Consider the following 20,060-nt stretch of genomic DNA (forward strand, 5'->3'; position numbering starts at 1 on the left):
CGCATGTGACCGCGCGTGACCGTGCGGCGGCGGTGCAGTGGTGAACGCAGTGGCGGTGGGGACAGTCTGCGGAGCCGCCCACGGCCCTGACAACGAACGGCCGGGCAGCCGGCGGAGCGGTCTTGGCCGATCCGGCGCTTGACACGGCGGCGCGGGCGCCTGGCGGGACCAGCGACCCCTGGTCCCGTCCTCGCTTCTCCGCTACGCCCTCCCGCTACGCCCGGCCGAGGAGCTGGGTGCCCGGGGTGGAGTCGGCACGGGCGGTGAAGAACTCGGTGAAGCCGTGCAGGAACTCCTCCACGGTGATCCGGCCGTCCCCGTCCACGTCCAACTGGCGGAACCCGTGCGACAGTTCGGCCGGATGGACGCGCGGGCCGCCGAACACCGCCCGGTACTCGTCCGCCTCCAGGAAGCCGCTGCCGTCGGTGTCCGCGGCGGCGAACACGGCCCGCAGCGCGGGCAGCAGCCCCTGCTCCAGATAGGCCGGATCCCGGTCGCAGCCCGCGACGGTGGCCGCCACGAACTCCTCCCGGCTCACCTTGCCGTCGCCGTTCGCGTCCATCGCCGCGCGCAGCTGCTCCCACCAGCCGTCGAAGGCCTGGTACACCCGCGCCTCGGCGGCCTCGTCCAACTCCAGCTGCCAGCAAACGTTGTGCGCCATCGCCCGCAGGTCGTGGACGGTGAGGAAGCCGTCGCCGGTCTGGTCCAGCACCTCGCGGAAGAACCGGTCCACCCGGGACCCGCGCGCGTCCCGGCGCGGGTCCCTGCGCGGCGGACGCCACCGGGCCGGAGCACCGCCCTGCTCCGGAGAGCGGTAGCGCAGCCGGTCCGGCAGCCGCGGGACGACCGCGCCGGCGCCCCGGTGCAGCAGCCAGGACAACAGCGCGGCCCGCCGCGTCCGCACCAGCCCGAACCGCTCCCGCACCGCCGGCGGCAGATCCGCCACCGTCAGCGCCGTGATCGCCCGCGCCACCACCACCCGCAGCACCCGCCACCCGGCGTCCCCGAGGAACCACAGCCGGCGCGGCCGCGGCGCCCCGCGCAGCATGTCCTCCAGCAGGTAACGGGTCGCCTCGGTGAACTCCAGCCGCTCACGCGCCGCCCGGGCGAAGTACGCGGGCAACTCGGCTGCGCTGGCTGGGAGTTCGCCCTCAGGCAGCCCGAAGGCCGCCACCGATCCGGTGAACTCCTGGTACGCCGCCTCCAGTTGGCCGGCGTCGTACGGATCACCGCCCAGCCGCCGCATCGCGACCACGCACTCGAACAGCGTCAGCAGCACCCACGCCCGGGTCGCCGCGTCCTCGGCGTCGTACGCCCGCCCGTCCGGCGCCGTCCCGCGGATCCGCTTGTGCGCCCGGTCCAGCCGCGCGACCTCCCGCCGCAGCGCCTCCCCGTCCTGGTAGAACAGCCGCCGCCCGCTACCCAGCGTGTGCTCCACCCGCCGCCACGGATGCGCCTGGTACGTCGAGTGCTCGGCCATCCCGGCCCCCACCACCGGATCCGCCGCCTGCAACACCAGCAACCGCCACGCGACCAGCGCGACCCGCCACTCGGACAGATCCCGCCGGAACGAGACCCCAGGACCAGCCACGGGATCAGCCACGGCGCTCACCGGTGATCTCCGGCCCGATCACGAACCCCTTCGCGGGGCCCTCGGGGATCACGGCCTCCTCGCCGTACGGGATCCGGGTCGAGGACGCGTACGCACGACGTTCGGCGTCGGGACGGGAAAGTACGGTCACGGTACCGCCGTGATCGTAGTCATCGATGATCACGTACACCGGAATGTCTGCGGAAGCGTAGGCGCGCGGCTTGAACTCCTGGTCACGGCGTTCGTAGCAGTCGGGCCACACGACCTCGGCGACAAGGGGAATCCCGGACGCCAACAGCCCCACACCCTCCGGGTGTTCGGTCGCCTTCGTGTCGTCCGGCGCCACGGCGAGGTCAGGTTTCATCGCCTTCAAACCGGCGGTCACATACCGGCCTTGCGTCGCCGTGTACCCCGTCCCGCGCAGGTGCTTCGTCAGCGCCTTCCTGAGGCCACCTCCCACCGCTGCATGACGGAGGTCACCGATGACCGAGATGGTGATGCTGTCTTCGTCGATCTCTGCGCGTGCGATCTCCGGGACGGCCATGGCCTTCCAGGCCTTCCACAACCTCTGATCAGGGTCCATAGCGACCTCCCGGTGCGTGAGTGAGCACCTGGACCGTCGCACACGACCGGGGGGCCAGTCGGGTGAACGGCGGGGGTTCACCCGATCGGGGCGTTTCGGGGCCGGGAAACGCGAAACCGCAGGGCGGGCCGGGAGGGGGCCTGCCCTGCGGTGCGGGGTGCTGTGGGGTCCGCGCCCTCCTCCCGAGCGGGCGCGAACCGGGTGGATCAGGAGGAGGAGCGAACCGGCTTGCGGCGGGAGACGTAGAGGGCCGCCGCACCCAGGCTGAGGGCCAGGCCGGAACCCAGCGCCAGGTACGGGGTGGCCGGGTTGGAACCGGTCTCGGCGAGCTCGGTGGTCGAACCGGTCGTCGCCTTGGCCGTGGCAGCGGTCGTCGACTTGGCCTGGCTGCTCGCCGCGGTCGCCTTGGTGCCGGCGCCGGTGCCGTTGGTGGTGGTCGCGGTGGTGTCCGAGACCGGGGTGACGGCGGCGGGCTGCTGGGCCGGCTGCTCCGCCGGGGCCGGGGCGGGCTGCTCGACCGGCTTCTCGCTCGGCTTGTCCGCGGGCTTGTCGGCGGGCTTGTCGGCCGGCTTCTCGGCGGCGGCCTTGGCGTCGGCGAGGGCCTTGTCCGCAGTGGCCTGGGCGGCGGCCGCGGTCTTGGTGGCCTCCTGCAGCCCGTGGAGCTTGCGCATCGCCGCGACCTTGGCGTCGTCCAGCGCCGTGCCGGCGGCAGTCACGGCGGCCTTGGCGTTGGTGTCCGCGTCGGTGGCGGCGTTGGCCGCGTCGAACGCCGCCAGCATCCGCACCCTGGCCGCTTCCAGTTCCTCCGGCTTCGCGGAGCGGTACGCGGCCGAGGCCTCCACGGCTTCGTTGTAGGTCTTGTCGTGGGCCGCGGCGGCCGTCTTGGCGGCGGCCTGGGCCTCCTGGAGCTTGCCGAGGTAGGGCTGCGGGTTGTTCATGAAGGCCGTGGTCTCGGCCTGCCCGGCGGCCTCGGCGGCGACGGCGGCCTGGTGGGCCTTGGCCGCGCCGGCGGCGGCCTTCTCCAGCTCCGCGATCGAGCCGGTGTCGTTCCGGGTCTGCGCCGTCGAAGCCGACTCCGCGAAGGCGGGTGCTGCGGAGAGCATGGCTGCGGGCGAGATCACGGCAGCGACGAGGGCGGCCGAGACCAGCGTACGGCGGAGTTTCACAATGACCCCTTTCGGGTCGGAAAGAAAGCAAAAGCCGTGTGCCGGGCCGTTATTGACGCCCCGACAGCATTGATCATAGGCACACGGATTCTTTACGCTCCATGCCGTATTCCGGCAACGAAAACGGCCTTCCATTGCCTGGTCAGCAAGGGAATTGACGTGTCGACAATGCCGTCAGGAAGTCCGGTCACCGTTGGTGGGCAGTTCGACCCGGAACGTGGCGCCGGCGCCGGGAGCGGTGTCCAGGGTGAGGGTGCCGCCGTGCGCGTGGGTGAGCGCGGTGGCGATGGCGAGGCCGAGTCCGGCGCCGCCGCCGCCGTGCCGGCTGCGGGAGGCGTCGACCCGGTAGAAGCGGTCGAAGACCCGCTGGGCCTGGCCGTCGGTGAGCCCCGGCCCGGCGTCGGCGACCTCCAGCAGGCAGACGCCGCCCGCGCCGCCGACCCCGATCCGCACCGGGGTGCCGGGCGGGGTGTGCTTGACCGCGTTGCCGACCAGGTTGGTGACCACCTGGCGCAGCCGGGCCTCGTCGCCGAGGACGGGGGCCGCGCCGGGGGCGCCGGTGCCGGACGGGCCGGTGAGGGAGACGGGCCGGGTCGGGTCGAGGGCGGTGAGGTCGTGCAGCGCATCCGCGGCGAGGGTGCGCAGGTCCATCGGGGCGAGGTCGAGCGGGCGTTCCTCGTCGAGCCGGGCGAGCACCAGCAGGTCCTCGACCAGGGCGCCCATCCGGACGGCCTCGCTCTCGATCCGGGTCATGGTCCGCTTGACGTCCCCGTCGGTGGGCAGCGCGCCCATCCGGTAGAGCTCGGTGAAGCCGCGGATCCCGGCGAGCGGGGTACGCAGTTCGTGCGAGGCGTCGGCGACGAACCGCCGCATCCGGGCCTCGGATTCGGCGCGGGCGGCGAAGGCGGCCTCGATCTGGGTGAGCATGCCGTTGAGCGCGATGGAGAGCCGCCCGACCTCGGTGCCGGGGGAGAGTTCCGGCATCCGGTGGGAGAGTTCGCCGTCGGCGATCCGGGCGGCGCCGGCCTCGATCCGGCGCAGTGGCCGCAGCCCGGCCCGGACGGCGAAGAAGCCGAGTGCGGCGATCAGCACCAGGACGGCGCCGCCGATCGCGAGGAAGGAGCTGCGCAGCTTGCCGACGGTGGCGTCGATGTCCGCGCGGGAGACGGCCACCATGACGTAGGTCGCGGTGACGGCGGGCGAGGCGTAGTCGCTGGGGCTGGCGGCGGCCGGGGCCCGGGGGGTCTGGATCGGCAGCACGAGCACCCGCCAGTTGTAGTGGCCGCGCTGGTCGGGCAGGTCGAAGGGGACGTCGGGTTCGGTGCGGGTCGGGTCGAGGCCGGCCAGTTGGGGCGCCGGGTCGCTGTCGGAGACGGGCTGGCGCATGACGGCCTGCACCTTGCCGTCCGAGGAGAGGTACTGGACCAGGTACTGGCTGGGCAGGGTGCTGCGCTTGCCGGTGACGGCGGGGCGCCCGGCCTCCGGGGTGCCGACCCGGACCGGGCCCTTGTGGGACAGCGGCAGCCCGTACCGCTGGAGCTGCTCGTCGAGTTGGTCGACCAGCTGCACCCGGACGGTGCCGAGGACGACGGCGTCGCTGACCGCCAGGCCGGTGGTGACCAGCACCAGCGCGAGCACCAGCAGCCGGGCGCGCAGGGACAGCCTTGACAACCGGGACAGCCCGGACAGCCTCGACAGCCGGGAGAGCGGCCGCCGGGGCAGGGGCAGCCGGGAGAGCGGCCGCCGGAACACCGACAGCCGGGTGGAGAGCCGGGCGGACACGGAGCGGACCGGTCAGCCCTGCGGGGGGCGGCGCAGCGCGTAGCCGATGCCGCGCACGGTGTGGATCAGCTTGGGGCCGTGGGCCGGGCCGGAGTCGAGCTTGCGGCGCAGGTAGGAGATGTACGACTCGACGATGGAGAGGTCGCCGCCGAAGTCGTAGGCCCAGACGTGGTCGAGGATCTGCGCCTTGGAGACCACCCGGCCGACGTTGGCCATCAGGTAGTGCAGCAGCTTGAACTCGGTCGGGGAGAGCGCGACGGGGGTGCCGGCCCGGGTGACCTCGTGGGCGACCGGGTCGAGGCTGAGGTCGGCGACGATGAGCCGGCCGTCCTCGGCGGGCCCGCCGGAGCGGCGCAGGATGGCGCGGATCCGGGCGATCAGCTCCTCCAGGCTGAACGGCTTGGTGACGTAGTCGTCGGCGCCCGCGGCGAGGCCCTGGACCTTGTCGCCGACGCCGTCCTTGGCGGTGAGGAAGAGCACCGGGAGGTGGTCGCCGGGGTGGCCGTGCACGGGCCCGGCGATCTGGCCGCGGTTGGTCCGCTCGCGCAGCTTCTCGACGACGGTGAAGCCGTCGAGGTCCGGGAGCATCACGTCGAGGACGACGAGGTCGGGGCGTTCGACGGCTATCAGGTCGAGGGCCTCGGTGCCGCTGGCGGCGGAGGCGACCCGGAAACCGGAGAAGCGCAGCGAGGCGGCGAGCAGTTCGCGGATGTTGGGTTCGTCGTCGACGACGAGGAGGAAGGCCTCGCCAGGGCCGCCGGCCACCGCGGACCCGCCTGGTGTGGTGACTGTGCCTTGCACGGGGCTTTCGCCTCCTGGTCGGACGATGGCGTTCAGCATGAGGCTAGCCCCCGGAGGCTATGCGGCATCGATGAATGTTGGATTAACACCTTATCGGTCGGTTTTTTAAGCACAAGGCCCCCAGCACAGGCTGGGTGGTATGCGCACGGACGGTAACGCCCCGCAAGCGCCGACGGCCGAGAGCCCGACGCCTGCGGCCGGGGAGACCACTCCCCGGCCGCGGAAGGGGCTCCGGTCAGGCGTGCTGACCGGGCCGGTACCCGCCGGCGGGCATCCGGGTGATCACGTTGCCGCGGTTGAAGGCGTTGATGATCGCGATGAGGGCCACCAGGGCCGCGAGCTGCTCCTCGTCGTAGTACTTCGCGGCGTTCGCCCAGGCCTCGTCCGTGACCCCGCCCGCCGCGTCGGCCAGGCGGGTGCCCTGCTCCGCCAGCTCCAGGGCGGCACGCTCGGCGTCCGTGAACACCGTCGCCTCCCGCCAGGCCGCGACCAGGTTGAGGCGGGTCGCCTCCTCCCCGCCGTGCACGGCGTCCTTGAAGTGCATGTCGACGCAGTAGCCGCAGCCGTTGATCTGGCTGGCACGCAGCTTCACCATCTCCTGCGTCGCGAACGGCAGAGCCGAGTCCACGATCGCCTTGTTGGCCGCGATGAGGTGCTTGAGGACCTTGGACATGGTCTGGCTGGCGAAGGGGTTCAGGCGGGCTTCCATCGTGTGCTCCCTTGTCGTCGTCCGCTGGTGCCCTCTGAGACAGGGCACCCCGGCGAGTCGTGACAGGCATGGATGTGACCTGCATCACCATCTTCGCCGCGCCGTTGGGTAGCCTGCGGATACCCTGCTCGGCCAACCGGGGGAGGAGCTCCATGGCGGAATCGGCAGTTGCGACGGATGCGGCCGGCTACCGACCGCTGCTGTTCTCCATCGCCTACGGGATGACGGGCTCCGTCGGCGACGCCGAGGACATCGTCCAGGACGCCCTCCTCGGCCTGACCCGGGCCGACCGGGCCGGGACCACGATCACCAACCCCAAGGCGTACCTGACCACGTCGGTGACCAGACTGGGCATCAACCACCTGACGTCGGCGAGGGTCCGCCGGGAGACGTACATGGGCGAGTGGCTGCCCGAACCCGTCGTGGTGACCGCCGACCACCCGGGCCCGCCGAACACACCGAGCTGGCCGACGCGTTGTCGATGGCGTTCCTCGTCCTACTCGAAGCCCTCTCCCCCACCGAGCGGGCGGTGTTCATGCTCCGCGAGGCCTTCGGGTACGGCTACCCGGAAATCGCCGACGCCGTCGGCAAGTCCGAGGCCAACTGCCGCCAGATCCTCACCCGCGCCCGCAAGCGCCTCACCCCCTCGGCCCAGACCGTCGACACCCGGGCGCGCAAGGCCGAGGCCGACGAACTCGCCCGCAGGTTCTTCGACGCCACCGAAGGCGGCGACCTGGACGCCCTGCTCCAAATCCTCTCCCCCGACATCGCCTTCCACGGCGACGGCGGCGGCAAGGCCCGCGCCCTCGGCAAGACCCTCACCGGCCTACGCCGCGTCGCCCAACTCCTCATAGGCGGCCTCCGCCGCAACCGCAGACTCGGCGTCACACTGACACCCGCCACCGTCAACGGCCGCCCCGGCGCCGCCTTTTATGACACCGAGGGCCGCATCGCCGGCGTGCTGGAACTCGACATCGCCGACGGCGCCATCCGGGCCGTCCACTCGGTGTCCAACCCCGACAAACTCACCCACCTCGGCCCGGTCTCCGACATCGCCCTGATGAAGACGAAGTGACCCTCCTCAGAGCTTCCACTGGATCGAAGATCCGTCCGGGCCCGTGTAGCCCACGGACTGCCCTCAGGCCCCGTCTCGACGGTGAACCACTCCCGACGGGGCCGGTTGCGGTCGAGCCAGGTTCGGTGCGCGGTCTCGATGGCCTGCCACAGGTCCCGGGGGCCGCTGACGGCGACGGTCGACGAGCCCTCGGGGTGGTCCTGCACCTGGGCCACGCCACCAACTCCGGCATTTGTCAGATGAATCCGAGGCATGACTCGTACGCTGGGCCGCCGCCTGACCCGTGGCGGGCGAGCACCAACATATATAGGGCAGTGAGGCGCGCTAGAAGACGATTTCCTGTTCCCTCAAGAACTCGTCCCTGATGCTTTCGATCAGGCTGCGCATCTCGTCACCGAACAAGGCCGCGCCCACGAACCCGTCGAACTTTCGGACATAGACCTCAACGTCGCGAGGGTCAGTCACGACCAACTCGGCACGAGGGGGCGGCGGCTTCGGCGCAGGAAGTCGGTTTGGCCGACTTCCTGTGCTGAGGGGACTCGGGCAGTGCCGTGACGTACCGTCAGCGACTGGGCGCGGGGCGCGTCGGGGCACTGCCGGTGGGGCCGGGCGGGGGCAGGTCGCGCAAGTCGGCGTCGAGGCTCCCGGGCGTAGGCAACCTTTTGGGCCGCTCGCGGCATCTAAGTGGTGTCGGGGCTGCGAGAGGGGGAGGGCGCGGTAGGCGGGCAGGTGTGGTCCGTGGTCGTGCCACCGAGGGGGAGCTGAATTGGTTGCGGGTGGCCTAAATTTCTTATTGCGCTTATTTGGTGCGTATGCGACTTGATGTTTTGAAGTCGAATTACGGTATCTGTTGCACAGCCGTGACAGCCGCATGCGAAAAATCGTTCGACCAGCGAGGTGTGCGGGCTAGCATTCCTGGATGGAATCGAATCTCCCTCCGATATGGAATTCCTCCGACAGCGCGGCTCTCCCCCCGCCCCGCAAGGCGCCGCTTCGGCTGGCCCGCTTCGGTGGGATCTTCCTGGCGGCGAGCGTGGTGTCCGGTGTGCTGCTGGCGGGCCTCGCCCTGCCTGCCGCCGGCGGTTTCGGGCTGACTGCCAAGGGCACGGCGGAGGGCTTCGAAGACATCCCCAGCGACTTCAAGACTCCGCCGCTCACCCAGGCGACGCAGATCTTCGATGCCAAGGGCGGCCTGATCGCCAAGGTGTACGAGCGCGACCGTACCGTCCTCGCCCCTGAGCAGATGTCGCCGTTCATGCGGCAGGCCCAGGTCGACATCGAGGACGCCCGCTTCTACGAGCACGGCGCCGTCGACCTGAAGGGCGTGCTCCGGGCGATCGGCAAGAACGCCGAGAGCGGCACCGCCTCGCAGGGTGCCTCGACGCTGACCCAGCAGTACGTGAAGAACGTCAACGTCGAGAAGGCGGGCGAGGATCAGGCCGCGGTGCTGGAGGCGCAGCGCAAGACCCTGGGTCGCAAGATCCAGGAGCTCAAGGTCGCGATCAAGCTGGAGGAGGACCTGTCTAAGGACCAGATCCTCACCAACTACCTCAACATCACGTACTACGGGAACGGCGCCTACGGCGTGGAGGCCGCCTCCCAGCGCTACTTCAGCAAGAGCAACAAGGACCTGACCATCGCCGAGGCCGCCATGCTGGCCGGGCTGGTGCAGAACCCCTCCCAGTACGACCCGAAGCTGCACCCGGTGGCCGCGCAGAAGCGCCGGGACACGGTCATCGACAAGATGCTGGAGAACAAGCACATCACCGCGGACCAGGCCAAGGAGGCCAAGGCCGCCCCGCTGGGTCTCAACTTCAAGGACCCTCAGAACGGTTGCATCACCGCCACCGCCCAGGGCGGCATGGGCTTCTTCTGCGACTACGTCCGGCACGTGGTCAAGCAGGACCCGGCGTTCGGCCAGAACGCCGCCGACCGCAAGAAGTTCTGGGACACCGGCGGCCTGAACATCTACACCACGCTGGACCCGGACAAGCAGGCCGCCGCCCAGAACGCGGTGACCGCCAACGTGAAGGTCACGGACAGCGTCTCGGCCGCCGCCACCATGGTCGAGCCCGGCACCGGCAAGATCCTCGCCATGGCGCAGACCCGCCCGTACGGCCTGGACACCAACAAGAACCAGACCGTCGTCAACCTCAACGTGGACGCGGCGATGGGCGGCGGCAACGGCTTCCAGCCCGGCTCCACGTTCAAGCCGGTCGTCGCGGCCGCGGCCCTGGAGGCGGGCCTGCCGGCGACCCAGGAGTACTCGGCCCCGAACAAGCTCGAGTACCCGACGATGAAGACCTGCGAGGGCACCTGGAAGAACCAGGGCCGGCCCAAGACCGTGGTGCCCAACGAGTCCGAGAACGAGAAGGGCCCCTACCAGCTGAAGCAGGCGATGGCGCTCTCGGTCAACACCTACTTCGTGCAGATGGAGCAGGAGATCGGCCTCTGCGCGGTCAAGCAGATGGCCAACAAGCTGGGCGTCACCAGCAAGGCCAGCGGCAAGCCGCTGGAGGAGGTCCCCGCGATGGCCCTGGGAGTGGAGGAGATGAGCCCGCTGACCATGGCCAACATCTACGCGACCTTCGCCGCCCAGGGCAAGCACTGCGCCCCGATCGCCATCAACAAGATCACCACCGTGGACGGCAAGGACGTCCCCGTCCCGGCCGGCCAGTGCGAGAAGGCGTTCTCCGATGACACGGCGCGGGCGATGAACACCGTCCTGAACGGCGTGACCGAGAACAAGGGCACCGGCGCGGCGCTCAACCTCGACGACAACCGCCAGATCGCCGGCAAGACCGGCACCTCGGACCGCAAGCGGGCCGCCTGGTTCAACGGCTACACCCCGCAGCTCGCCACCGCCGTCTGGCTCGGCGGCCCCAACGGCGGTGTCGAGATGCGCAACCTCACCATCAACGGGAAGTACCGCACCGAGGTGTTCGGCGCGGACGGCCCCGGCCCGATCTGGCGCGACGCCATGAACCAGGCCCTGCACGGCACGCCCAAGCAGTCCCTGCCGATGGCCGACATCCCCGACCCGGCCCCCAAGACCGACCCGAACAACACCGGCACCGGCACGGGCGCCCCGGCCACCAACCAGCCCGACCAGCAGCACTGACAGCAGTTACACCGGCGGCCCCTTGCGAGCAGCAAGGGGCCGCCGGATCGTTTCGCTCAGACGTCGGCGGTGAGGTGGTCGAACTCGCCCGCCTTCGCCCCCTGGAGGAACGAAGCGAACTTGAGGGCGGTGGTGCGGACGATGACCTCGCCCTCGTCGGACTCCCGGAGTTCGATCAGCCCGGCGACCGCACGGACCTCGACACAGTTTTCGCTGGAGCTACTGAAGGACGACTTCTGCCATTGGTCTTGAGACATCTCAGCCTTTCAGGTTCTTGCCCGTGCGATGGATTAGATCTCGCGAATCCTCGCCGCTGAGGGCAGCCTTCTCGATGCGGTTGAAGACTTCACGATAGGACTCAAGCTCACTCGGGGCATCGAAGAAAATCGGGCCCTGCGATGACTCCACCTCGGCCGTATCAAGCTCGGGCACCTCCCCGGAGGTGTAGATGAGGCTCTCGGCCGGTCCGGGATAGGTGTGGGCGGTGAAGGGAATGACGCGGATGCTTATGTCATCCCTGAGGGAGTCATCGATCAGGCTGTGAAGCTGCCCTCGCAGCACGTCGGTGCCACCGAAGCGCGTGAGCAAACTGGACTCATGTAGATAGGCTTCGAGCTTCTTCCGAGGGCTCTGAAGGACCCTCGTTCTGCGCTCCGATCGGAACGCGGCATGCAGATCGAGTTCGTCGGCAGGAAGTCGAGGGATCCGTCGACTGAAGATTCCTCGTGTGTAGTCGTCTGTCTGCAGAAGCCCCGGAAGGAACGTCGACGCGCAAACCCTGATCTTCGTTGCCGCGAAGTCCTCGTGCTCGGCGGATTCGAGGAAGACGTCGGGGATGTGGTTGCGGTACTGCTCCCACCAACCCTTGTCTCGCACTGTGATGATGCCGTTGAGGGCGTCGATGAGCGGCTGGTTGTAGCACTCGCAGGCATCGGCGACTGTCCGGAGCCGGTCCACGCTGACGCTGGTCTTCCCGCTCTCCATCTGCGTCACCTGGGCAGGGCTCACTCCGAGCACGCGAGCAAGTTGGCTGCCTCCGAGGCCTGCTTGCTCTCTCATCTTTCGCAGTTCAGCGCCCAGGCGACGCTGACGAAGGGTTGGGTTGTGGCGACCTGGCATGGCGTCCTCTCAACATCCTGTGGGATCAGTGTGCCGCGTCGGCTGCGGCAAGGACCATCCGTCCCCCGGGAGAGGGATCTTCCTCGCAACTACCTAAATTTAAGTTCCGGTGCGCTATCGTCAACCTCAGATCGATCCGATGGATCGTCAGCAATGCCTGCTCGTCGGGCAGTAGGCGCCTGCTGCCCGCGCGCTGAAGGCATCCCCCCTCCCCACACCAGCAGCCTCGCGGAGGTTCCCGTGTGCACCCTCAACACCCCCTCGCTCGCGCTCGCCCGGCAGTCCCTGCGGGACGCCCTGACCCGCTCCGGGTGGGACGCCGAGACCATCTTCTTCGCCGAACTCGCCCTGGCCGAACTGGTCGTCAACGCCTGGCGGCACGGCAAGACCGCCTCCCCCGTCGTCCTCCTCTCGCTCCTCGACGGCACCCTCCGGGTCTCCGTCTCGGACGAGAGCGACGTCTTCCCCGAACGACGCCAGCTCCCCGCCCTGGCCACGACCGGCCGGGGGCTCCAGCTCATCGAAGGGCTCACGCACCGCTGGGGCGTGGACTCCCAGGAGCGCGGCAAAACCGTCTGGTACGAGCTGGACTTCGCCGCGTGAGCGCCGCCCGCGAACCCGTCGCGCCGGACGACCCCCGGATGCGCGACTACACCCAGCCCCAGATCGTCGCCCTGCTCGGCGAGGTGCACCAGCGCGGACGCTCCTACGGTCTCCTCTGGGGCTCGGCATTCCCCCACGAAACCACCCTCGACGGCCGCATCCTCGTCGACTTCGGCAACGCCCCCGTGAGCACTCTGCTCAACCTCCTCCACCTCCTCCGCGACGTGGAACGGGACGAGGCGTGGGGGTGATGGGTTTCACCGCGGCTCTCAGCATCATCGCGACCCTCAGGACGCCGCACCCCGACGACGACCGCAACGACTGGCGCTGAGCACACGCGAAGGCCCTCGTCCCAGGGATGGGCGAGGGCCTCGCGGCGTCCGGGAGCTACGGGGTCAGCCCCCGGACGGGTTCTTGGGAGCACCTCCACCGCCGAAACCGCCCGCGCCGCCCGCGCCGCCCGCCGCGCCCTCGACGAGCTGGCTGGCCGCGTAGCCGCCGTTGGCGTCGGGGGCGCCGACGACGGTCACGCTCTGGCCGGGCTGGAGGTCGGTGACCTTGCCCTCCTTGTTGAGCTGGACCTTCGTCGCGTCGCCGGTGGTGACCTTGACGGTGTTGCCGTTGGCGTCGGTCAGGTAGACGGTGGTGCCGTCGACGGCCTTGACCGTGCCCCGGGTGAACCCGCCCTGGCCGCCCTGCCCAGCGCCCTGACCAGCGCCCTGGCCGGAACCCTGGGCACCACCCTGCCCACCCCGGCGGGACCCGCTCTGCCCGTACCCGCCTCCGCCACCACCACCCGCCCCGGCCGCCCGCTGCTGCCCGGCGGCGGAAGCCGTCGCGTGCGAGGCGCCGCCGTTCGTCCCGTGGTTCTGCTGGTACCAGACCCCGCCCGCGAAGGCCCCGCTGGCGATGACGCCCCCCGCCAGCACCAGGCTGAGCCAGGGCAGCTTGCGCCGCGGCGGGGCGGCGAGTTCGGCGGTGACGTCGCGGGCGTCCGGCGGGGTGGCGAGCAGGGCGACCTGCTCGGCCGGCGTGCTGCTGCTGACCGTGGCGATCTCGTTGCTCATGGGAGTCCTACTCGTGCCGGAGGGCGTCGATCGGCCGCAGCGAGGCGGCCCGGTTGGCGGGGTAGCTGCCGAAGAACAGCCCGATGGCGACGGCGATGCCGAACGCGCCGATCACGGATTCGGGGATCACCACCGGTTTGATGCCGACGATGCTGAAGTGCGAGCCGGCGATCCCGGCGGCCACCCCGAGCCCGGCGCCGAGCACCGAGAGCAGGGTCGACTCGGTCAGGAACTGCCCGAGGATCACCGCGCGCGGGGCGCCGAGCGCCTTGCGGATGCCGATCTCCCTGGTCCGCTCGGTGACCGTCACCAGCATGATGTTGGTGATCCCGATCCCGCCGACGAGCAGCGAGATCGCCGCCACCGCGCCGAGCAGCACGGTGAAGGTCTTCGTGGTGCTCTCCCTCGCCGTGAGCAGCGAGGACTGGCTGGTGATCCGGAAGTCGGCCTTGGTCGGGTCGGCGATGGCGTGGGTGCCGAGCAGCACCCGGGTGATCTCGGCCTGGGCCGCGGTCGTGCTGTCGGCCGAACCGGCCTGCACCAGGATCTGGTTGACCGATCCGAAGCCGGTGAAGGCGTTCTGCACGGTCGGCAGCGGGGCGATCACCACGTCGTCCGGGTCGGTGAAGCCGCTGCCGCCCTTGGCCTGGAGCACGCCGACCACGGTGAACGGGGTGCCGCCGAGGACGATCTTCTTGCCGACCGGGTCCACGGTGTCGAACAGCTGCTTGGCCGTCGTGGCGCCGAGCACCGCGACCTTGCGCGAGCCGAGCACGTCGTCGTCGGTGAAGTACTCGCCGTGCGCGACCTTCTGGTTGGCGGTCTCGAAGTACGCCGGGTAGGTGCCGACGATCGAGCCGGGGCTGTACGAGATGTCCCCGTACAGCGCCGTCCCGCTGGTGGTGACCACCGGGGCGACCGACTTGATCGCGGTCGAGTCGGTGTCGGCGGCCAGCGCCTTGGCGTCGGCGACCGTCAGCTTCTTCACCGAGGAGGTGGCACGGGAGCCGCCGCTGGCCGAACCGGAGCTGACCGTGAGCGAGTTGGTGCCGAGCGAGGTGATCGACTCCTTCACCGCGACCGACGATCCGTTGCCGACGGCCAGCAGCAGGATCACCGAGGCGACGCCGATCAGCACCCCGAGCATGGTGAGCGCCGAACGCACCTTGTTGGCGGCCAGGCCGCCGACCGCGAAGCGGAGCATCTGCCAGAGGATCACGCCGACACCCCCAGCTCGCGCAGCAGCGGCGGCGGCCCGTCCACCGGGGCCTGCCGGACGTCGCTGACGATCCGGCCGTCGACCAGCCGGAGCACCCGCTTGGCGTGCCGCGCGACTTCGTCCTCGTGGGTGATCAGGACGACGGTGCGGCCGGTGGCGTTGAGCGCGTCGACGAGGTCGAGGACCTCCTCGGTGGAGCGGCTGTCCAGGTTGCCGGTGGGCTCGTCGGCGAGCAGCATCGCCGGTGCGGTGACCAGTGCCCGGGCGACCGCGACGCGCTGCTGCTGGCCGCCGGAGAGCTGGTTGGGCCGGTGCCCGGCGCGCTCGGCGAGGCCGACCAGGGAGAGCGCGGCCAGGGCCCGGCGGCGCCGCTCCGAGGCCCGGACGCCCGCGTAGGCGAGCGGCAGCTCGACCTGGGCGAGCGCGGTGGTGCGCGGGATCAGGTTGAAGGACTGGAAGACGAAGCCGATCTTGCGGTTGCGGACCAGCGCGAGCTGCCCCTCGTCGAGGTGGCCGACGTCGATGCCGTCCAGCAGGTAGCGGCCGGCGGTCGGGACGTCCAGGCAGCCGAGGATGTTCATCATGGTGGACTTGCCGGAGCCGGAGCTGCCCATCACCGCGACGAAGTCGCCCTGGTGGATGTTCAGGCTGACGCCGAGCGGGCCGCCGGTGTCCGGGTCCTCCGGGCCGTGCAGCGCGTGCACGACGGCGTCGCCGTGCCCGTACGCCTTGGTGATCCGGCGCAGCTGGATGACGGGCGGGGGCGCCGCCGGGACGCGCTTGTCGATGACGTGACGCATGCTCAGCCCTTACCGCCCCGGCCGGCCCCGCCGCCGCCGTTGCCGCCACCGCCGACGCCCGCCAGGCCGGCAGCGCCGCCCTGACCGCCACGGCCCTGGCCGCCGCCGACCCCCGGGAAGGAGGCGTTCGGGAAGCCGTTGCCGCCGCTGGTGGTGGGGAGTTCGACCTTGTCGCCCTCCTTCAGCCCGGAGACCACCTGCACCGTGCTGTCGCCCTCGACGCCGACCCCGACGCTGACCCGCTCGCTGGAGCCGTCCGGGTGCACCACGGTCGCGGTGCGGCTGGTGCCGGTGCCGGAGAGCGCGGAGGTGGGCAGCGACAGCGCGCTGTCCGCCTCGCCGGTGATCACCTGGACGGTGGCGCTGAGGCCGGTGCGCAGCGCGCTGGTGTCGCCGCTGAGCTGGAGCGTGGCGGCGTACTGGACGGCCGTCGAGCCGGCGCTGCCGCCGCCGCTGCTGGGCAGCGAACTGACGGACAGGACACTGGCGTTGAGCTTGGTGTCGGACTGCGCGTTCAGGGTGACGGTGGCCGCCTCGCCCTTCTTGAGCTTGAGCGAGTCCAGCTCGGAGAAGTTGGCGGTGACCTGCATCCCGGTCGGGTTGGTCAGCACGATGAAGCCGCTCGGCGCGCCGCCCGAAGCGGTGCCGCCGGTGGACGACTTGCCGGTCGACCCGGCCGACCCGGCGGAACCGGCGGAACCGGAGGAGCCGGACGAGCCACCGGAGCTCGCGCCCACGGTGTCGCCGACCTTCGCCGAGACGGACGCGACCGTCCCGTCCACCGAGGCGGTCAGGGTGGTGCCGGTCAGCGCCGCCTGGGCGTTGGCGAGGGTGGTCTGCGCGGTGGCGACCTGCTGCTGGGCCTGGGCGACGACCGCGTCGTCGACCTTGGTGGTGGTGATGGTGGTGGTCTGCGGAGCGGGCGTGCTGTTCGCGCCCGCTCCGCGTTCCCCACCACCGCCGCCGTTGCCGCCGGCGCCGGAGGTCGCACCCGGCAGCGGCTGGGTGGTCGTGGTGGTGACACCGGCCTGCGCCTTGGTGAGGTTGGCGTTGGCCGTGGTGAGGGACGCCTGGGCGGCGTCCACCTGCTGCTGGGCGGCCGTGGTGTCGACGGTGGCGAGCAGCTGGCCCTTCTTGACGGCGTCCCCCACCGCGACCTTGACCGAGGTGAGCCGGCCGCCGGTCGCGAAGTCCTGGGCCGCGTCGGTCGGTGAGACCAGGGTGCCGGTTCCGGACACGGTGGCCAGGACCGTTCCCTTGGCCACGGTCGCCGTACGGATCTGGGTCTTGCCGGCGGCGGCACTGGTGCCGCTGTTCACTGTGGCGTACACCAGGGCGGCACCGCCCAGGAGCGCCACGCCGAGCGCGGAGTTGACGAGGACGACGCCTCGCCGTCGCGGGAGCACCTTCATGCCGGACAGCTTTCCTGGGCGCTCTTGCGGAGCCCTGGGCGCGGGCTGGGAGAAGACTGACCGTGCGGATCCGGGCATTCCGGTCACACCGCCCGGTTCGCGCGGGCGCCTTGGCCGTGCCGTGGGCCGTCGTTGGCCGAACTCCCAGCGGGCTCCCAGCGAGTTCCGGTGATCTCCAGCCATCCGGCAGCGCCCCGGGTCCCACCGCCGACCGGCCCCAGGCCCCCGGGAACGCCGTAGGGGCGCACCGCGAACGGCGCGCCCCTACGGAGAAGAGAGGGATCAGAGCGTCTTGCGGAACGCCTCGGCCACCGAGAGGAAGATCGAGTTGCCCTCGGTCTCGCCGATCGAGATCCGGACGCCCTCCGGGAACGGCCGGACGATCACCCCGGCCTCGGCGCACGCGACGGCGAACTCCTGCGAGCGCTCGCCGAGGCCCAGCCAGACGAAGTTGGCCTGCGAGTCCGGGATCTCCCAGCCCTGGGCGCGCAGCGCGGCCACCACCCGGGTGCGCTCCTCGACCAGCGCGTCCACCCGCTCCAGCAGCGCCTGCTCGGCGCGCACCGAGGCGACGGCGGCGTTCTGGGCGAGCTGGCTGACGCCGAACGGGACGGCGGTCTTGCGCAGCGCGTTGGCCACCGGCTCGTGCGCGATCGCGAAGCCGACCCGCATGCCCGCGAGGCCGTACGCCTTGGAGAAGGTGCGCAGCACGCAGACGTTGGGGCGGTCCCGGTAGAGGTCGATGCCGTTGGGCACCTCGGGGTCGCGGATGAACTCGATGTACGCCTCGTCGACGACCACCAGGACGTCGGACGGGACGGCGTCCAGGAAGCGCTCCAGCTCGGCGCGGTGGATCACGTTGCCGGTGGGGTTGTTGGGGTTGCAGACGAACACCAGCCGGGTCTTCGGGGTGATCGCGGCGAGCATCGCGTCCAGGTCGTGGTCGCCGGCCTCGGTGATCGGCACCGGGACGGGGGTCGCGCCGGCGACCTGGGTGATGATCGGGTACGCCTCGAAGGAGCGCCAGGCGAAGACCACCTCGTCGCCGGGGCCCGCCGTGGCGAGGATCAGCGACTGGGCGACGCCGACCGAGCCGGTGCCGGTGGCGATGTGCTCGACGGGCACGCCGAAGCGCTCGGCCAGCACCTCGCTGAGCTCGCCGACGGCCATGTCGGGGTAGCGGTTGAGCGAGCCGGCCGCCGCGACCGCCGCCTCCAGCACGCCGGGCAGCGGGTCGTACGGGTTCTCGTTGGAGGACAGCTTGTACGCGTCGGCGCCGGCCGGCTTGCCGGGCTTGTAGGTGGGGATGCCGTCCAGGGTCGGCCGCAGCCGCGGGCCCTGCGCTGACGTACTCGTCACGGTCCTACTCCTTCTCGATGCTGTCCGCGCGCGTTCGGCACGCGTTCGGCGCGTGTTCGGCGCGTGTTCTCCGGTGCGGTCGCCCCCGCCACCTGTGGGATCGCCACCGTGCCCGGGATCTCGGAACGCGTCCGGGGCACCCCGGTCGGGTGCCTTGAACGATACCGACCGCGCTCACCCGTAGGGGTGAGATGCCCGGTCGGGTGACAGGCGCAGATCAGCCATTCTGCCGGGTTCCTTTGGCACATGTCAGAGGTAAGACGGCTGGTTTCGTGCGGGTATCGAAGGAGCGCACCCCGGCTCACTCTTGGAGAAACGTATCTCCAAGGGCTCCCGATGCGCCGGTCACAGACCCTTGTCAGGAGCCATACGATCGGTCCGCCATGACAGCAGCAGCCAACCAGAGCGGTCGGCGTCCCACCACCTCACGGCGTCTGGAGCGGGCCGGCATCCGGGATGTGGCAGCAGCCGCCGGAGTGTCGATCACCACCGTCTCCGACGCGCTGAACGGAAAGGGCCGCCTGCCCGACGAGACCCGCAGCCGGGTGCGCGAGGTCGCCGAACGCCTCGGCTACCGGCCCTCCGCGGCCGCCCGCACCCTGCGCACCGGACGGTCCGGCCTGATCGGGCTGACCGTCACGACCTACGGCGAAGAACCGTTCACCTTCACGGAGTTCGCGTACTTCGCCGAGATGGCCCGGGCCGCCACCAGCGCCGCCCTCGGCCGCGGCTACGCGCTGGTGGTGCTGCCCGCCTCCTCCCGCCACGACGTCTGGGGCAACATCGCCCTGGACGGCACCGTGGTGATCGACCCGCCCGACCAGGACCCCCTGGTCAGCGAGCTGTACCGGTCCGGCGTCCCGGTCGTCAGCGACGGCAAGCCCGGCAACTGCCCGGTCACCGCCTGGGTCGACAACGACCACGAGGCCGCCGTGCTCGGCATCCTCGACCACCTCTCCGAGGCCGGCGCCCGCCGCATCGGCCTGCTCACCGGCACCAGCACCGACACCTACACCCGGCTCTCCACCGAGGCCTACCTCGGCTGGTGCGCCAAGGTCGGCCAGGAGCCGGTCTACGAGGCCTACCCCGCGCACGACCCGGCCGCCGGCGCCGTCGCCGCCGACCGGCTGCTCGCCCGCCCCGACCGGCCCGACGCCGTCTACGGCCTGTTCGACCCCAACGGCACCGACCTGCTCGCCGCCGCCCGCCGCTACGGCCTGCGGGTCCCCGACGACCTGCTGCTGGTCTGCTGCAGCGAGAGCGACGTCTACGCCACCACCGAACCGCCGATCACCACGCTCTCCCTCAAGCCCCGCCGGATCGGCACCACCGTGGTCAACCTGCTCATCGACGCCATCGAGGGCGTCGACTCCGGGACGGGCGTCGACATCGCCCGGCTCTTCCCGCCGCGCTTCCGCACCGCCGGCACCGGCCCGCCACCGGGCACCCTGATGCCGACCGAGCTGATCGTCCGCGCGTCCTCCCTGCGCCGGAGCCCGCGCACCACCGTCAGCCCTCCCCGACCCCCGGGCGAGGTCTAGACCATACCGAGCCGGGACAAAACGGACCTTGCGGGACGGCCCGGCTGACGCTCCGGAGGATTGGATACCCACCAGGTGACGACGCCGGGAGAGTGGTCTTCCTATGATGGGC

At 70.9% G+C, this 20,060-nt stretch carries 18 protein-coding genes and 1 pseudogene; 6 read left to right on the forward strand and 13 right to left on the reverse strand.

Annotated features, from left to right (window positions below; genetic code table 11):
- Positions 1 to 214 precede the first annotated feature (214 nt).
- From ACFVX9_RS11885 to ACFVX9_RS11910, 6 genes are all read right to left on the reverse strand, one after another.
- The gene (locus tag ACFVX9_RS11885; protein ID WP_387981462.1) at positions 215 to 1,603 is read right to left on the reverse strand and encodes an oxygenase MpaB family protein; all 1,389 of its coding nucleotides are present in this window, start codon (positions 1,601 to 1,603) and stop codon (positions 215 to 217) included.
- Entirely contained in the window at positions 1,596 to 2,174 is a 579-nt protein-coding gene (locus ACFVX9_RS11890; protein WP_387981464.1) for a Uma2 family endonuclease, read from the reverse strand. The genes ACFVX9_RS11885 and ACFVX9_RS11890 overlap by 8 nt, the downstream gene beginning before the upstream one ends.
- Before the next feature lie 206 nt (positions 2,175 to 2,380).
- Positions 2,381 to 3,340: an LAETG motif-containing sortase-dependent surface protein gene (locus ACFVX9_RS11895; RefSeq protein ID WP_387981465.1), complete on the reverse strand. Its 960-nt coding sequence runs from the start codon at positions 3,338 to 3,340 to the stop codon at positions 2,381 to 2,383.
- Between the two features lie 174 nt (positions 3,341 to 3,514).
- On the reverse strand, positions 3,515 to 5,122 hold the full coding sequence (locus tag ACFVX9_RS11900; protein ID WP_380371395.1) for a sensor histidine kinase: 1,608 nt from the start codon (positions 5,120 to 5,122) through the stop codon (positions 3,515 to 3,517).
- A gap of 12 nt (positions 5,123 to 5,134) precedes the next feature.
- Positions 5,135 to 5,923, reverse strand: a complete 789-nt coding sequence (locus tag ACFVX9_RS11905; protein WP_244293403.1) for a response regulator transcription factor — start codon at positions 5,921 to 5,923, stop codon at positions 5,135 to 5,137.
- 235 nt (positions 5,924 to 6,158) lie between these two features.
- Positions 6,159 to 6,632, reverse strand: a complete 474-nt coding sequence (locus ACFVX9_RS11910; protein WP_063348403.1) for a carboxymuconolactone decarboxylase family protein — start codon at positions 6,630 to 6,632, stop codon at positions 6,159 to 6,161.
- A gap of 221 nt (positions 6,633 to 6,853) precedes the next feature.
- On the opposite strand from ACFVX9_RS11910, the pseudogene ACFVX9_RS11915 reads away from it, so the two are divergent.
- The 3 genes and pseudogenes from ACFVX9_RS11915 to ACFVX9_RS11925 all read left to right on the forward strand — a co-directional run.
- A pseudogene (locus ACFVX9_RS11915) lies at positions 6,854 to 6,949 on the forward strand (RNA polymerase subunit sigma-70); the annotation flags it as partial.
- Between the two features lie 86 nt (positions 6,950 to 7,035).
- Positions 7,036 to 7,707: a sigma factor-like helix-turn-helix DNA-binding protein gene (locus ACFVX9_RS11920; protein ID WP_387981467.1), complete on the forward strand. Its 672-nt coding sequence runs from the start codon at positions 7,036 to 7,038 to the stop codon at positions 7,705 to 7,707.
- Positions 7,708 to 8,626: 919 nt separating this feature from the next.
- Positions 8,627 to 10,828: a transglycosylase domain-containing protein gene (locus tag ACFVX9_RS11925; protein WP_387981469.1), complete on the forward strand. Its 2,202-nt coding sequence runs from the start codon at positions 8,627 to 8,629 to the stop codon at positions 10,826 to 10,828.
- Positions 10,829 to 10,884: 56 nt separating this feature from the next.
- On the opposite strand, the gene ACFVX9_RS11930 is transcribed toward ACFVX9_RS11925, so the two are convergent.
- Positions 10,885 to 11,085, reverse strand: coding sequence for a DUF397 domain-containing protein (locus tag ACFVX9_RS11930; protein ID WP_380482872.1), 201 nt, complete (start codon positions 11,083 to 11,085; stop codon positions 10,885 to 10,887).
- Between the two features lies 1 nt (position 11,086).
- Positions 11,087 to 11,947 (reverse strand): Scr1 family TA system antitoxin-like transcriptional regulator, encoded by an 861-nt coding sequence (locus ACFVX9_RS11935; protein ID WP_387981471.1) that lies wholly within the window; start codon positions 11,945 to 11,947, stop codon positions 11,087 to 11,089.
- A 240-nt stretch (positions 11,948 to 12,187) separates the two neighbouring features.
- Here ACFVX9_RS11935 and ACFVX9_RS11940 point away from each other — a divergent pair, with 240 nt between their 5' ends.
- Together ACFVX9_RS11940 and ACFVX9_RS11945 are read left to right on the forward strand one after the other, a co-directional pair.
- On the forward strand, positions 12,188 to 12,550 hold the full coding sequence (locus ACFVX9_RS11940; RefSeq protein ID WP_371517817.1) for an ATP-binding protein: 363 nt from the start codon (positions 12,188 to 12,190) through the stop codon (positions 12,548 to 12,550).
- On the forward strand, positions 12,547 to 12,801 hold the full coding sequence (locus ACFVX9_RS11945) for a hypothetical protein (RefSeq protein WP_063348409.1): 255 nt from the start codon (positions 12,547 to 12,549) through the stop codon (positions 12,799 to 12,801). The genes ACFVX9_RS11940 and ACFVX9_RS11945 overlap by 4 nt, the downstream gene beginning before the upstream one ends.
- A gap of 144 nt (positions 12,802 to 12,945) precedes the next feature.
- On the opposite strand, the gene ACFVX9_RS11950 is transcribed toward ACFVX9_RS11945, so the two are convergent.
- The 5 genes from ACFVX9_RS11950 to hisC all read right to left on the reverse strand — a co-directional run bounded on the left by ACFVX9_RS11950 (position 12,946) and on the right by hisC (position 18,407).
- Complete coding sequence (locus tag ACFVX9_RS11950; RefSeq protein ID WP_387981472.1) at positions 12,946 to 13,617, reverse strand: hypothetical protein; 672 nt, start codon at positions 13,615 to 13,617, stop codon at positions 12,946 to 12,948.
- Between the two features lie 7 nt (positions 13,618 to 13,624).
- A complete protein-coding gene (locus ACFVX9_RS11955) occupies positions 13,625 to 14,836 on the reverse strand; it encodes an ABC transporter permease (RefSeq protein WP_063348411.1) in 1,212 nt (403 codons plus the stop codon).
- Complete coding sequence (locus tag ACFVX9_RS11960) at positions 14,833 to 15,636, reverse strand: ABC transporter ATP-binding protein (protein WP_387981474.1); 804 nt, start codon at positions 15,634 to 15,636, stop codon at positions 14,833 to 14,835. The genes ACFVX9_RS11955 and ACFVX9_RS11960 overlap by 4 nt, the downstream gene beginning before the upstream one ends.
- A gap of 2 nt (positions 15,637 to 15,638) precedes the next feature.
- Positions 15,639 to 17,048, reverse strand: coding sequence for an efflux RND transporter periplasmic adaptor subunit (locus tag ACFVX9_RS11965; RefSeq protein ID WP_387981475.1), 1,410 nt, complete (start codon positions 17,046 to 17,048; stop codon positions 15,639 to 15,641).
- 282 nt (positions 17,049 to 17,330) lie between these two features.
- Positions 17,331 to 18,407 (reverse strand): histidinol-phosphate transaminase, encoded by a 1,077-nt coding sequence (gene hisC / locus ACFVX9_RS11970; RefSeq protein WP_063348414.1) that lies wholly within the window; start codon positions 18,405 to 18,407, stop codon positions 17,331 to 17,333.
- Between the two features lie 383 nt (positions 18,408 to 18,790).
- On the opposite strand from hisC, the gene ACFVX9_RS11975 reads away from it, so the two are divergent.
- Complete coding sequence (locus tag ACFVX9_RS11975; protein WP_063348415.1) at positions 18,791 to 19,948, forward strand: LacI family DNA-binding transcriptional regulator; 1,158 nt, start codon at positions 18,791 to 18,793, stop codon at positions 19,946 to 19,948.
- Positions 19,949 to 20,060 lie beyond the last annotated feature (112 nt).

Source organism: Kitasatospora sp. NPDC058243, assembly GCF_042882025.1.
Classification (GTDB): Bacteria; Actinomycetota; Actinomycetes; order Streptomycetales; family Streptomycetaceae; genus Kitasatospora.